The sequence below is a fragment of the Blautia sp. TM10-2 genome (assembly GCF_003480845.1).
GTDB classification, from domain to species: Bacteria; Bacillota; Clostridia; order Lachnospirales; family Lachnospiraceae; genus Fusicatenibacter; species Fusicatenibacter saccharivorans.
The window spans coordinates 19,132-33,286 of sequence record NZ_QUJZ01000014.1 but is presented as its reverse complement, the minus strand read 5'-3'; the positions used below and the strand labels follow the sequence as shown (position 1 = coordinate 33,286).

The 14,155-nt window shown below is 45.5% G+C and carries 11 protein-coding genes and 1 riboswitch; all 11 genes read right to left on the bottom strand.

The genetic code is table 11. The features are described from left to right. Positions 1–125 precede the first annotated feature (125 nt). A complete protein-coding gene (locus DXD92_RS14395) occupies positions 126–1,028 on the bottom strand; it encodes a PSP1 domain-containing protein (protein ID WP_055226011.1) in 903 nt (300 codons plus the stop codon). A gap of 4 nt (positions 1,029–1,032) precedes the next feature. Then, positions 1,033–2,022, bottom strand: a complete 990-nt coding sequence (holB, locus tag DXD92_RS14390; RefSeq protein ID WP_022461270.1) for a DNA polymerase III subunit delta' — start codon at positions 2,020–2,022, stop codon at positions 1,033–1,035. A 54-nt stretch (positions 2,023–2,076) separates the two neighbouring features. Next, positions 2,077–2,673: a guanylate kinase gene (locus DXD92_RS14385; protein ID WP_118640825.1), complete on the bottom strand. Its 597-nt coding sequence runs from the start codon at positions 2,671–2,673 to the stop codon at positions 2,077–2,079. Between the two features lie 27 nt (positions 2,674–2,700). Then, positions 2,701–3,390: a response regulator transcription factor gene (locus tag DXD92_RS14380; protein WP_117801792.1), complete on the bottom strand. Its 690-nt coding sequence runs from the start codon at positions 3,388–3,390 to the stop codon at positions 2,701–2,703. Then, positions 3,387–4,880, bottom strand: a complete 1,494-nt coding sequence (locus tag DXD92_RS14375; protein ID WP_118640891.1) for a sensor histidine kinase — start codon at positions 4,878–4,880, stop codon at positions 3,387–3,389. Before DXD92_RS14375 ends, DXD92_RS14380 begins: the two co-directional genes overlap by 4 nt. Positions 4,881–5,078: 198 nt before the next feature. Beyond that, positions 5,079–6,266, bottom strand: coding sequence for a methionine adenosyltransferase (gene metK / locus DXD92_RS14370; RefSeq protein WP_055267252.1), 1,188 nt, complete (start codon positions 6,264–6,266; stop codon positions 5,079–5,081). 127 nt (positions 6,267–6,393) lie between these two features. Then, positions 6,394–6,505: riboswitch (SAM riboswitch) on the bottom strand. A gap of 222 nt (positions 6,506–6,727) precedes the next feature. Next, positions 6,728–8,356 (bottom strand): phosphoenolpyruvate--protein phosphotransferase, encoded by a 1,629-nt coding sequence (gene ptsP, locus DXD92_RS14365; RefSeq protein ID WP_117510698.1) that lies wholly within the window; start codon positions 8,354–8,356, stop codon positions 6,728–6,730. 23 nt (positions 8,357–8,379) lie between these two features. Next, the gene (locus tag DXD92_RS14360) at positions 8,380–8,637 is read right to left on the bottom strand and encodes an HPr family phosphocarrier protein (protein ID WP_055267256.1); all 258 of its coding nucleotides are present in this window, start codon (positions 8,635–8,637) and stop codon (positions 8,380–8,382) included. A 4-nt stretch (positions 8,638–8,641) separates the two neighbouring features. Next, the gene (locus tag DXD92_RS14355) at positions 8,642–9,478 is read right to left on the bottom strand and encodes a PRD domain-containing protein (protein ID WP_118640823.1); all 837 of its coding nucleotides are present in this window, start codon (positions 9,476–9,478) and stop codon (positions 8,642–8,644) included. 27 nt (positions 9,479–9,505) lie between these two features. Then, positions 9,506–11,668, bottom strand: a complete 2,163-nt coding sequence (locus DXD92_RS14350; RefSeq protein ID WP_055267260.1) for a PTS transporter subunit IIABC — start codon at positions 11,666–11,668, stop codon at positions 9,506–9,508. Positions 11,669–11,965: 297 nt separating this feature from the next. Beyond that, on the bottom strand, positions 11,966–14,155 hold the full coding sequence (locus DXD92_RS14345; RefSeq protein WP_118640821.1) for a glycoside hydrolase family 31 protein: 2,190 nt from the start codon (positions 14,153–14,155) through the stop codon (positions 11,966–11,968).

Below are 14,155 nucleotides of genomic sequence, written 5' to 3'. Positions count from 1 at the left end.
AAAATTCTTCTTTTCTATCCAATGAAAATCCCTCCTCCTGCTGACCGCCCAGCGCCGCATCACACAAAAAGAAGCGTCAGTTTTACCCGGCGCTTACTTTTTTCAAAATGCATTCCAAATCAATCTTATTCCGGCTGTTTTGCCTCTTCCGAAGAAGCCTGCTCCCCGGAGCTGTTTCTGTCTTTTTTCTTCTCTTTGCCTTTTTCCTTCTTATGCTTCGGCTTGAACTTGAGCTCTTCCACCGGGCACTCCCGCATTTCCTTCTCATCGTTCACATCCACCAGCACTTTTACGAGCTGACGAAGCACATTCACACCGGAAACCTCACCTTTCATGCCGTCCGGCAGCGTTACGATATCGCCGACACCCGGCAGCTTGCGGTTCAGGTATTCATAGGTTTCCTGCTCGTTTTTCAGGCAGCACATCAGTCGTCCGCAGACACCCGAAATCTTCGTCGGGTTCAGGGACAGGTTCTGCTCTTTTGCCATCTTGATCGAAACCGGTGCAAACTCGGACAGATACGTATGGCAGCAAAGCGGTCTGCCGCAGATGCCGATTCCGCCGAGGATCTTTGTCTCATCGCGGACACCGATCTGGCGAAGCTCGATTCTCGTCTTAAAGACAGCCGCCAGATCCTTTACCAGCTCACGGAAATCAATTCTTCCGTCGGCGGTAAAGTAAAACAGCATCTTGTTATTGTCAAACGTATACTCTGCATCGATCAGCTTCATCTCCAGGTTGTGCGCCCGGATCTTCTTCTGGCAGATTTCAAACGCTTCTTTTTCTTTCTTGCGGTTGCTCTCCTCCCGCGCATCATCCTTCGGCGTTGCAATGCGGATGACTTCTTTCAACGGCTGGATCACCTTGGAATCGTCAACTTCTTTTGGCCCCAGCACAACGAAACCATACTCTACGCCGCGCGCCGTCTCAACGATAACGTGGTCGCCCACGCAGATGTCCAGCTCTCTCGGCGAGAAATAATATACTTTTCCTACGTTTCGAAAACGTACTCCTATAATTGTTATCATGTTATCAGTTTTCCTTCATTGTCAGGAACATAAGCTCCATGGTTAAATCAAAATTAACATTCGCGTTCAGGCGGGCTCTCGCCTTCTGAATCGCCTCTATAATCTTCTCCAGGCCTTCGTATGAGCTCTTATTTGCTCTCTCACGAATTCCATTCAGCTCCTGCTTGAACACAAGGGAATCGACCTCTTTTGTCGCCTTAAAGAGCAGAACATCGCGGAACCATAAAGAAAAGATATCGAAATAATCATCAATATTGTCTTTTTCGGCCGTCAGTTTTTTGATCGTCTCCACGATTTCATACAGCGGCATACTGTCGGCGTACTTTGCCATGCGGAGTGCACTTTCCAGCGTCTCCTCGTATTCCGGAGAACGGGCAATCCGCTCTGCTTTTCCGATATTTCCCTGCGCCAGGGACGCATCAACCTCTGCCTGGTAATCCGGCACATGCATTTCGTTCATCAGATAATCTTTCACAAGCTGGTCTCCCACTGGTTTTAAATTTAACTGCACGCAGCGTGACGAAATCGTCGGAAGCAGCGCATCCGGGTTGTCTGCCAGAAGCATGACAACTGCGTAGGCCGGCGGCTCCTCGATCGTCTTCAGCAGCGCGTTCTGCGCCTGAAGTGTCAGCTTCTGCGCCTCGTCGATGATATAAATCTTGTACGGACTGCTGTACGGCTTGATCATCACATCGTTAATGAGCTGCTCGCGGATTTCATCGATGCTGATGGTGTTCGGCTTTTCATGCTTCACATAAATGATATCCGGATGATTCTGGCTCTGTGCCTTTTTACAGGACGGGCATTCCATACAGGGCTCGACCCCGTGCTTCTCGCACTGAAGCGTCATCGCAAACAGTGAAGCCATCATTTTCTTTCCCGATCCACTCTCTCCGCCAAAAAGATAAGCATGAGATACTTTATTCATCGAAATGGCATTCTGTAAATGCGTTATGATTTCCTGATGTCCTACAACCTTCTGAAAACCCTGCATAAAATCACCCCCTGGAGTTCTTTTGTATTTCTTACTAATACTGCATTAAGTATATCACAACTTTTTCTGTTGTTCCACAAAATTCTGAATTTCGGAAAAACAGTCTTCCGGCGTAGAATTATTGGAAAATCTGCGGACAATTCCAGCTTCCGCAATTTTCTCCTCCGTAAAATCCTCACAGTCCGCCAGGAATCTCCGGCACATCTCCGCGTATTTCGGCTCTGTCTGTTTTCTTTCCCGTTCCAGTGCCCGCGAAAGCCGCAGCCCGTCGTCCACCTCGACATACAGCGGAACCATCGCCTGCTCCCCGAAGTATGCCTTTAATTTCAGATACGATTCCAGTGTCCCGATTCCGAGATAATCATGCTTCACAAGATCAATCTGCCCGTCATCCGCCGTAAAATAATACCACGGCCCCTGCACCGTCGAATACATGCGCTCCTCGATAATCTTTCCGGCCTCCCGCAGTTCCGAAAGCCGTTTTTCATCCACAAAGAAATACTCTCTTCCGTCCTGCTCCCCGCTCCGGATCGGCCGTGTTGTATACAGGACAAACGGTTTTAAATCCAGCGCCGTCTCCTGGATCAGATGCTCATAAATATGATCTTTCCCTGACGCACTTTTTCCCATCAGATAGTAAATTTTTCCCATTTTATCTCTCCCCGAAACACAGATTCTTTATGCCTTAAACCGATATCCAACGCCCCAGATCGTCTCGATATACTGCGGCTTTGCCGTATTAAACTCAATCTTTTCACGGATCTTCTTGATATGCACCGTAACCGTCGCAATATCTCCGATCGACTCCATATCCCAGATCTCCCGGAACAGCTCCTCTTTTGTAAAGACGCGGTTCGGATTCTCCGCAAGGAAGGTCAGCAAATCGAATTCTTTTGTCGTAAACTGCTTCTCCTCGCCATTCACCCACACGCGGCGTGCCGTCTTGTCAATCTTGATGCCGCGGATCTCCACGATATCATTTTCCTTCTTGCCGCTTCCGACCAGACGTTCGTACCGTGCCAGATGTGCTTTCACGCGCGCAACCAGCTCACTTGGGGAAAACGGCTTTGTCATATAGTCATCCGCACCAAGGCCCAGTCCGCGGATTTTATCAATATCATCTTTTTTTGCAGAAACCATGATAATCGGAATATCCTTCTTTTCACGCACTTCGCGGCAGATCTCAAAGCCATCCACCTCCGGCAGCATCAGATCCAGGATCAGCAGATCAAAATCCTCCTTGATCGCCCGTACAAGACCGGTGTCTCCCTGGTTTTCAATCTCCACCTCAAAGCCCGAAAGCTCCAGATAATCTTTCTCCAGATCTGCAATGGATTCCTCATCCTCAACAATCAGTATCTTACTCATGAAACAGGTACCTCCTGATATTTTCTTAATACAAAGTACATCGTGGTGCCCACGCCTTCTTTGCTGGTGGCCCACACTTTTCCGCCGTGGTCTTCGAGAATCTTCTTCACGATGGAAAGACCGATGCCGCTGCCGCCCCTCGTGCTGTTGCGGGACGCATCGGTGCGATAAAAGCGATCGAAAATCTTCGTCAGATCCTTCGTCGCAATTCCCTTTCCGTTATCCTCAATCTCCACCTGCACAAAATCTCCGACATCGCGCAGACGGATGTTGATGACCTTATGGCTCTTGTCCATATATTTGATGGAATTGCTTACAATATTATTGATGACACGCTTGATCTGCTCCGCATCCGCAATGACGACCGGGTCGTCCTCGAGATAGTTAAAGTATGTCAGATCCACATGCTGCGCGTCAAGTTCCAGATTCAGCTCCTCCACGCAGTCATCAAAGTAATCTGCGATGTGGATTTTTGAAAACGTATACGGAATACGGTTCGTGTCAATCTTGGAATAAAATGTCAGCTCATTAATCAGACGATCCATCTCATTTGCCTTATTGTAAATCGTGCGGATGTAACGGTCCATCTTCTCCGGCGTATTCGCCACACCGTCCATGATGCCCTCCACATATCCTTTGACCGCGGTAATCGGCGTTTTCAGGTCATGCGAAATGTTGCTGATCAGCTCTTTATTCTCTTTGTCGAACTCAACCTTTTCCTCCGCCGTCTCTTTCAGCCGGATGCGCATCTCCTCGAAGTCCTCGCAGAGATCATTGATCTCTGCCACACCACACGGCTCCACGGTAAAGTCAAGATTTCCGTCTTTGATGTTCTGCGTCGCCTTCTTCAGCTGTCCGAGCGGGCCGATCACACCGCGGTAAATCCAAAGGCTCAGGCCAAGGCTGGTGAACACCAGAATCAGAACCGTCACAACAGCAAGTTCTCTTGCCATACCCGTAATCTGCGGCGCAATCTGATCTGTCTTGGTTACGATAAACGCACTGCATTCTTTTCCGTCCACGTTCTCATAGTCCACCTGTTTGACCATCCACTGTTTTTCATTTCGGAAATAAACACCGCCTTGGGAATTGGCGCCTGGATCGCCGTATTTCGGCAGCTCATTTTCCAGTTCCTCCGACGACAGCTCTGCCGATCCGTTGTAAATGATGGTTCCGTTTTCACACACCGCAATAAACGACTGTTTTTTCTTCAGTCTCGCATTCAGAATGGCGAGATAATCCGTTTCTTCCAGCCTCGAGGTATCCGATTTTGCGGTCTTCTCCACCTCGTCGTACTCTTCTGCTGTCATCGCATTCAAAAGCAGCGTATTGTTCGAAATGGTTCGGTACGTTGCGTTTGCGAGACCATATTTTTCACCAATGCTCTTCGTCTTATACCCTACAAAAAAGTAAAACGTCAAGGCGCACATCACAATCGGAACCAGTATGATGATGAAAAAAGAAATGATGACTCTCGTCCGTAATTTCATGCTTTTTTTCTTTTTTTCCATATAAGATTCACCTGTTTTCCAACACATATTTCGTATTTTCCGCGCCCGCAGGACAGAAAAAAATCCTCAGTACGCAGTCTAAATTTATTATAGCACAACGCCTGAGGATTTTTCATTAACTTAGATGAATCTTTCTAAACTTTCTATAAACACAAGGTTCGTACGAACAACCGTGTTTTAAAGGTATTTTTTCAGGTCTTCTACTTTGTCCAGTTTCTCCCACGGCAGATCCAGATCGTTTCTTCCGAAGTGGCCGTAAGCGGAAGTCTGTTTGTAGATCGGACGGCGCAGATCCAGCATTTTGATGATTCCAGCCGGACGAAGGTCGAAGTTCTCACGAACGATATCGGTCAGTTTGTTGTCGGAGAGTTTTCCTGTGCCGTAGCTGTCGATCATGATAGAGGTCGGATGAGCGACACCGATTGCGTAGGAAAGCTGGACCTCGCATTTGTCGGCAAGACCTGCTGCTACGATATTCTTTGCTACGTAACGTGCTGCATAAGCTGCAGAACGGTCTACCTTTGTACAGTCTTTTCCGGAGAAAGCTCCGCCGCCGTGACGAGCGTATCCGCCGTAGGTGTCTACGATGATCTTACGTCCGGTGAGGCCGGAATCTCCGTGAGGTCCGCCGATTACAAAACGGCCGGTCGGGTTGATGAAGAACTTGGTGTGCTCATCTACCATGTCTGCCGGAATGATTTCGTCGAATACGTATTTTTTGATATCCTCATGAATCTGCTCCTGGGATACTTCCGGATCATGCTGAGTGGAAAGAACAACCGCATCAAGACGGAACGGTTTGCCGTTCTCATCGTACTCTACGGTTACCTGTGTTTTTCCGTCCGGACGCAGGTATGTTAAAGTACCGTCTTTGCGGACTTTGGTCAGCTGGCGAGCCAGTTTGTGTGCCATGTAGATCGGGTATGGCATGTACTCTTCGGTCTCGTTGGTTGCGAATCCGAACATCATTCCCTGATCTCCTGCTCCAATGGCATCGATCTCCTCATCGCTCATATTGTTCTCTTTTGCTTCGAGCGCTTTGTCTACACCCATAGCGATATCGGTGGACTGTTTGTCAATTGCAGTTACAACAGCGCAGGTATCTGCGTCAAATCCGTATTTTGCACGGTCGTAGCCGATTTCGCGAACGGTATCACGTACAACCTGCTGGAAATCAATGTGTGCGTTGGATGTAATCTCACCCATTACCATAACGTATCCTGTTGTAGTACAGGTTTCGCAAGCTACACGGCTCATCGGATCCTGCTCAAGCAGCGCATCCAGAATCGCGTCAGAAATGGCATCACAGATTTTGTCCGGATGTCCTTCGGTTACAGACTCAGAAGTAAACAGTCTTTTTTCCATTCTTTTTCTCCTTTTTTTTCTTCTCTTCTCTTTTGCTTTTCGTTCGTGGGCTTTGGCTTTCCCTGAACATTTTTTCGTAAAAAAAGATCCGCAATTTTTAGCGGACCTGAATAGTAATGTTCAAATCCCCTTATTGTTCGAAAATTTCGCTCAGGCTGGCACCTTCCCATGCAGACCAATCTGCCGGGGGTTGCCGTGGTTTCACAGATCCTATGTATCTCCACCACTCTGAATAAGAGAAAAGCAACTCAATTTTTGATTTTGTTTTTTGTTACTCTGATACACTATCGCAAAATACGCCATTCGTCAAGAGGAAATAAAAGGATTTGAGACATTTTCTTACTGTTGTCCCAAACATCCTTTCTTTTTTTCTGATTTTTCGGCTGTATCTTCTGTTATTTGTGAACAGATAAGAAAACTCTCCAAAACAGAGAGTTTTCTTATCTGCTGTATCTTTTCTTCTACTCTTCTGCTTTCATCTCACGGACAATCTTCCGCAGCTTCAGAATCATGGACGGAGCAACAGAAAGCTCATCCACACCCATTCGTACAAACTGCTCCGTCAATGTCAGATCTGCACCGAGCTCCCCGCAGATTCCTGCCCATTTTCCGCATTTGTGTGCATTTTCCACCACCATGCGAATCATCCGAAGAACAGCTTCATGGTGTGGATTGTAGAAATCATCCAGCTGCTCATTCTGACGATCAATCGCCAGGGTATACTGCGTCAGGTCATTCGTTCCGATGCTGAAGAAATCCACCATTTCCGCCAGACGGTCGCTGATCATCACGGCTGCCGGTGTCTCGATCATAATGCCCTGCTCCGGAATTTTATACTGCACTTCCTGTGCTTTCAGCTCTTCCTCTACCTCTGCAACAATTGCGTAGATTTTTTCTACCTCTTCTGTTGATGTGATCATCGGATACATGACAGAAAGGTTTCCGTAAACGGCTGCGCGGAACAATGCGCGAAGCTGCGCTTTAAAAATTTCCGGCTGTTTCAGACAAATCCGGATTGCACGGTACCCAAGCGCCGGATTTTCTTCTTTTCCAAGATTAAAGTATTCTACCTGCTTATCTGCCCCGATATCCAGCGTACGGATAATCACTTTTTTGCCTGCCATGGTCTGCACGGCCTGTTTATATGCCTGAAACTGTTCTTCCTCCGTTGGGAAATCATTTCTTCCAAGATAGAGGAATTCGCTTCGGAAAAGTCCAATTCCACCGGCATCATTTTCCATCACATAGCCAAGGTCACCAACACTGCCGATATTTGCATAGATGTTGATCTTACGGCCATCCGGCGTAATATTTTCTTTTCCTTTTAACTCCTCAAGAAGCTTCTGTTTTTCTGCTTCTTCCTGCATTCTTTTTTCGGTTTCCTTCCGCACATCCTCCTCCGGCTCAAAGATAACCTGACCTGAAAAACCGTCTACAACGGCCGTCATGCCTGTTTTCAGACCGTTTAAATCCATCGGGACGCCGATTAATGCCGGAATATTCATCATTCGCGCAAGAATCGCAGTATGAGAATTGGTAGATCCATGCACAGTCACAAACGCAAGTATTTTTTCTTTGTCCATCTGTACAGTTTCACTCGGACTTAAATCGTCTGCCACTATAACAGATGGTTCCATAGAACTCAGGTCGTTATCTCCCTCGCCGCTTAAATTGCGGACCAGACGTTCGGAAATATCTTTTACATCTGCGGAACGAGCCTTCATATATTCATCATCCATAGCTGCAAACATCTCTGCAAAATTATCGCCGGTTGCTGCCGCTGCATATTCTGCATTTACCAGTTCTGTCCGGATCATATTCTCCATTGATTCCAGATAGTCCTCATCCTCCAGCATCATCTGATGGACTTCAAAGATCGCCGCACTTGCCTCTCCAACTTCCCGGACTGCCTTGTCATACAGTCTGCCAAGCTGTTTTTTCGAAACCTCCACGGCTTCTTTCACACGTTTTACTTCTGCTTCCGGATCTTCAATCCGGGCTCTTTTAACCTGGTAATCATTTTTCTTCAGAACCGCAACCGGTCCCATAACAATTCCTTTATATACGGATTTCCCCTGAAAATACTGCATTTTTTATCCTCCGAGCGTACTTTTTACAGATTTGCTTCGAAAAACGCTTTCAGCGTCTCAATCGCTGCATCTTCGTCCTCTCCGTTTGCTGCAACGGTTACGGTATCTCCCTGCTTTACACCAAGTGACATCAGCATCATCAGCTGAGTCAGTTTTTTCGTTTTTCCATCTTTTGTGATGGTGCATTCCGATGCAAAATTTTTTGCCTCCTTTACCAGCATTCCTGCCGGTCTTGCGTGGATTCCCAGTTCATCTTTAATGGTATATTCAAATGTTTTCATGCTTTTATTCTCCTTCTTCTCTGTCCATAATCCGTTCTATGTGCATAGCGAGATATCCAATTTCGATCTCCTCCATCGGAAGTTTCAGCCTCTTTTCCATCTCCTCACAGATTCGTTTCGCCGCCTGAAAGGCTTCCGGAAACTTTACGGACATGTAGTCATTCATATTTACTTTCAGTTTTTCCCCACTGACCGCTCTTGCAACCATATAGCGGATATGGTTCATCATACGGTTATACGACAACGACATCACATCGATGGTATGCCCGGTGATATGCTCCACCAAAGAAATGCTCTCCCGGACTGCTCTTGCTACTTCCATGGCCTGTGAAACATTTTCCTCCACAATTGCCGAATGAACATGAAGTGCAAGATAGCCGATTTCATGTTCATCAATTTCGATCTGAAGCCGTTCTTTTAAAAGCTCCCTGATACAGGAAGCAACTTTATACTCTTTGTAAAACATCACACGGATATCGTCGGTGAGCGGATTGCTGATCTGCTCACCGTTCTGAATCCGCCGGACAGCAAAATCCAGATGATCTGCCATTGGAAAGACGATGGAACGGTCAATTTTTCCAAATTCCTTTTCTGCCTCGTCAAGCACGGCACTCGCCAGCTCCAGGCTGAGCGGAGAAACGTCCTGTACAATGGTTCTGGCATTTCCTCGCTCCGTCATCTCTGTCAGGGAATAAATGCGGGCATCGTCTCCCGGCTGTACACGCTGTCCCGTTTTTTTCCCAAATGCAATTCCTTTCCCCATGACCAGATATTCCCGGTTATTTTCTTCTTCCACACCAATAAATGAATTGTGGTTCAGTGTTTTTGCTATCCTGTACATTCTTCTCACCCGTTTTTAAGGCACAGCTTACGCGAGAATCTCAATCGCAAATAAAGGATCTCCTGCTTTTACCGGTCCGTCTGCCAAAAGACGGATTCTCTGGTTCTCCTCCAGCTCTGTGCAAAGAACCGGTGACGTAACCGACGGCGCATGTGTTTTCAGATATTCCAGATCCAGTTTCAGCATCGGATCACCTTTTTTCACGGTCTGACCGCTTTCTACCAGTGCCTCAAATCCCTCTCCGTTCAGTTTTACTGTATCAATTCCGACATGAATCAGAAGGCTGACCCCGGAATCGGTTACAAATCCAATCGCATGTTTTGTGTCAAAAACAAACGCGACTTCTCCGTCCTCCGGAGCACGCACATAAGGATCTTCCGGTGTCACAACAGCGCCGTCTCCCATCATCTTTTCTGCAAACGCTTCATCCGGCGCAGTAGAAAGGTCGGCTGCCAGTCCGCTTATCGGGCTGCAGACAGTAATCGTATCCACAACCTTCTGTTCTTTTGTTTCCTGCGTCGGTTCCGCCTCTTTTGGGGTTGGTGTATTTTCTGCTTCCGCATACGTATTCGGAGCTTTTTCCAGATAATCCTCTAAATTTGATTTTATCACAGTTACATTGGGTCCGTAAATAACCTGTACACCATTTCCTTTATGCACAACGCCAGATGCCCCTGTCGCCTTTAAAATACCATCGCTGACTCTCGCTGCATCATGAACAGTACAGCGCAGTCTTGTCGCACAGCAGTCCACATCCGAAATATTTTTCTTTCCGCCAAGACCTTTTGTGATCGCTTCACTCATGGCATCTTCCGATGCCACCCCATCGTTCTGCGCTTCTTTTCTGGCATTTACATCTGCTTTCGTATAAAGCTTGGTTTCTACATCATCATCCTCACGGCCCGGTGTCTTAAAATCAAACTTTTTAATCATGAATTTGAAGATAAAATAATACAGGAAGAAATAAAGAATGCCGACCGGAATCACCCTCATCCAGCTTGTCTTTTCATTTCCCTGCAAAATACCGAACAGGAAGAAGTCCAGAAGTCCGCCGGAAAAGGTAAGACCCACTGCGATATTCAGGATGTGTGCGATCATATAAGCTGTTCCCGCAAGAATAACCTGCACGACAAACAACGCCGGCGCAACAAACAGGAACGAGAATTCCAGCGGTTCTGTGATACCGGTTGCCATACACGCAAGTGCTGCGGAAAGAAGCAGACCGCCTGCCGCTTTTTTCTTCTCCGGTTTCGCACAATGGTACATGGCAAGTGCTGCTCCCGGAAGTCCGAAAATCATAAAAATAAATTCTCCGGAGAAATATCTCGTTGCGTCTGCACTGAAATGTGCAACATTCGCAGAATCCGCAAGCTGTGCGAAGAAAATATTCTGTCCGCCCTGCACCATCTGTCCTGCCACTTCCATGGTACCTCCGACTGCTGTCTGCCAGAAAGGCATATAGAATACGTGATGCAGACCAAATGGAATCAGTGCCCGTTTAATCAGACCGAAAATCAGCGTTCCGACATAACCGGAGCCGGTTACCAGGCCACCCAGCGCATAAATACCGTTCTGTACAACCGGCCATACAAAATACATTAAAATTCCCACAAACATATAGACGATCGTAGAAATAATCGGTACAAAACGAGTACCTCCAAAGAAAGAAAGTGCATTCGGAAGCTGGATCCGGTAAAAACGATTATGAAGTGCAGCAACTCCAAGACCGACAATAATACCGCCAAACACACCCATCTGCAGTGACTGAATACCGCAGACAGAAGTGATGGTTCCTTCCAGAACGGATTCTGCAATTTCTCCGTTTTCCAGAATCTGACCCGTAATAGTCAGCATTGCGTTAATCGCTGTATTCATAACGAAATATGCAATAACGGCTGACAGGGCAGAAACCTCTTTTTCCTTCTTTGCCATACCAATTGCAACACCTACCGCAAAAATCAGAGGCAGGTTATCAAACACCGCACTTCCTACTTTGTTCATGATCACCAGCAGTGCATGAAGAATTGTGCCGTTGCCGAGCAAGCTTGTCAGACCGTACGTTTCAATCGTGGTTGCATTGGTAAATGAGCTTCCGATTCCCAGTAAAAGTCCGGCTACCGGAAGGATTGCGATCGGGAGCATAAAGCTTCTTCCCACTCGCTGCAGAACACTAAAAATTTTGTCCTTCATTTTTTTACTCCTTGTGTAGTTTATACTTTTTACAAGAAGAGTTTCTGCGGTTTTGCATCTTTTTAGCCGGTCTGTACTCTTTTTTCTAAAACAGAGCACAAAAAAGAGACACTAACCCACATAAACAATTCCTGTTATGTATAGTTAATGCCTCCAAAAATCGAGTTACACACTACAACTGTAGTTGAATATAGCACAGATAAATCTCTTTTGTCAAGTCAGTTCTTATGATTTCAGCTTTTTTCTTTTTATCCATTTTTCACATTCTTATGCATCTATTTTGTGCACAATAGCTAATCAACATCTTTTTTTTTGAAATGTCATAAATTCAAGATCTTCCTGTTTCCATAGTTGTGCAGGCACATGCAATACTTCTTTTTGAGCAAACAATGGTATACTTGTTCCTTCTTTCTGGAAAACCCGAAGAGATGTACCACCATCAGCAAAAGCTTTGTTTTCTATATGAACAAATGTCATTCCCTCATATACTTCTTTACTTTCAATATCCTGCCACCGGCCTTCCGGAAGATACAGTTCATATTCATCTCTGTCAAATCCGGGTGAAATAAGCAATGCATCACCAAGCATATAAGACAGATTCTGTGTCTTTGCGATTGGATCTTTCGGATATTCCATCACAAGCGGACGAATCATTGGAATACCAGACTGATGACTCTGGCAGGCTGTGTGATAAAGATATGGCACAAGTCGATGTCTGAAGTTAATCCATTTTTTTACTTCTTTTAATGCCATATCTCCATACTGCCATGGTTCCCGCGGTGTTTTACCGTGCGCTCTGGATAATGGCATCCACAATCCCATCTGCACAGAGGAAAGGTAATCTTCTATATTCGGACGCTCCTCATTTCCGATATAACCTGTGTTATAAAATCCGCCAAGATCATAACCCCAGAAAGATACACCAGACATAGCCATCCCAAGTCCGGCCTGAAGAATTGCACTGTGACTTGCTTTATCACTGGAAGAATCTCCTGCCCATGCTGCCGGAATCGTATGAGAACCCACATACCCACTGCGTCCCCAAAGCATTGGCAATTCCCCACGTTCGTCGCAAATTTCTTTCATCCATGTGTAAATATTTTTTGCATACAGATACGTCAGAAGATTATGTCCTTCTCGCCCGCTCATGCCATTGTAAAATACAACATCTTCAGGTACTGCTTCAGAGAAATCTGTTTTTATCACTGATACACCCATTCTGACGATTTTTTTCACACGTTCCTCATACCATGCCAGAAATTCCGGATTTGTGAAATCAAAGCAGGCACACAAAAACTCTGAATCTGCAGTCGCTTTAAACATTGCAGGATGCCCTTCTTTATTTTTTATAAAAAATCCACGTTCTGCCAGTTCCTTAAATGCCGGCGAATCTTCCTGCAAGTACGGATAATTCCAAAGGCTTAAATGTATGTTCTTTTTATTTAATTCTTTAATCATTTCTTCCGGTTCAGGGAAACGTTCTGTATCCCATTCCCATACACCAGACATATCCTGCCTCTGCCAGCCATCGATATGAATTACATCGATACCTATTCCAAATTTTTCAGCATCAGCAACAACATCCTCGACTTCTTTACGGCTCATATAAGAGCATTTTGACATCCAGAAACCAAAAGCCCACTGTGGAATCATAGGTATCTGCCCTGTAATCTGCAAATACTGCTGCAATAGCTTCTTATAGTCTTTGCTTTCTTCTGCCAGGAAAATATAATCCAGAATAGGATCGTCACTGCCCATCTGATAACTGATCCATGATGAAGCACCCATATCAAATGATGAACGCGTAAATGTATTTAACAATACGGAATATCCCCGGCTGCTTGTAAAATACGGATGACTTTTATATGAATCCTCCGTATTAGTAGACAATGCATCTTTTTGCCAACACTCTATTCTTTGTCCACGTTTATTAAAATGTGTAAACTTCTCTCCAAATCCCCAAAATTGCTCATCGGAGAATAATACAAACTGCTCAAATGAGGCTATACTTTTTCCAGATGCATCTACTCTAAATCCTGTTGGAAGCTGTTTCCACCGGTTATCGACATTAGTGTCAAAAGCCTGTTCTTTCGTCAATAATTTTCCATTCTGATAGATGGACATTTCCCAGTAGTTTTTTGAAAAATGAAGACTTAACTGATTTGTTTCATATATATACAGATCTTCATTTTCTGTAAATTCTGCATTTTTTGTTTCAAACTCCGATTCAGGTACATCTTCGACTACCGTCTGTCTGTGGCTTTTTGCAGTCATCTCCGGCACCATCACAAATCTGAATACCGATGGTGTCAAAAATGTAATACGAACTGTGGCTATACGGTCTTTCCATGTACGTACCAAAAAATGTATTCCATCTTCTTTGGCACACACTGATTCAATTTTTGTGAGAAAATCATACTCATCTGAAAAAATTGTTCTTCGCTCCCCACATTGTGGATTATATTGTGTTTCTGCTTTATTAGACAT

What these genes read in the sequence shown, in the direction of transcription:
- ptsP (WP_117510698.1), bottom strand. Translation starts at nt 8,356, where the DNA reads ATGCAGTATTTTCAGGGGAAATCCGTATATAAAGGAATTGTTATGGGA.
- DXD92_RS14385 (WP_118640825.1), bottom strand. Translation starts at nt 2,673, where the DNA reads ATGGGAAAAATTTACTATCTGATGGGAAAAAGTGCGTCAGGGAAAGAT.
- DXD92_RS14355 (WP_118640823.1), bottom strand. Translation starts at nt 9,478, where the DNA reads ATGTACAGGATAGCAAAAACACTGAACCACAATTCATTTATTGGTGTG.
- DXD92_RS14380 (WP_117801792.1), bottom strand. Translation starts at nt 3,390, where the DNA reads ATGAGTAAGATACTGATTGTTGAGGATGAGGAATCCATTGCAGATCTG.
- DXD92_RS14350 (WP_055267260.1), bottom strand. Translation starts at nt 11,668, where the DNA reads ATGAAGGACAAAATTTTTAGTGTTCTGCAGCGAGTGGGAAGAAGCTTT.
- DXD92_RS14375 (WP_118640891.1), bottom strand. Translation starts at nt 4,880, where the DNA reads ATGAAATTACGGACGAGAGTCATCATTTCTTTTTTCATCATCATACTG.
- metK (WP_055267252.1), bottom strand. Translation starts at nt 6,266, where the DNA reads ATGGAAAAAAGACTGTTTACTTCTGAGTCTGTAACCGAAGGACATCCG.
- DXD92_RS14345 (WP_118640821.1), bottom strand. Translation starts at nt 14,155, where the DNA reads ATGTCTAATAAAGCAGAAACACAATATAATCCACAATGTGGGGAGCGA.
- holB (WP_022461270.1), bottom strand. Translation starts at nt 2,022, where the DNA reads ATGCAGGGTTTTCAGAAGGTTGTAGGACATCAGGAAATCATAACGCAT.
- DXD92_RS14360 (WP_055267256.1), bottom strand. Translation starts at nt 8,637, where the DNA reads ATGAAAACATTTGAATATACCATTAAAGATGAACTGGGAATCCACGCA.
- DXD92_RS14395 (WP_055226011.1), bottom strand. Translation starts at nt 1,028, where the DNA reads ATGATAACAATTATAGGAGTACGTTTTCGAAACGTAGGAAAAGTATAT.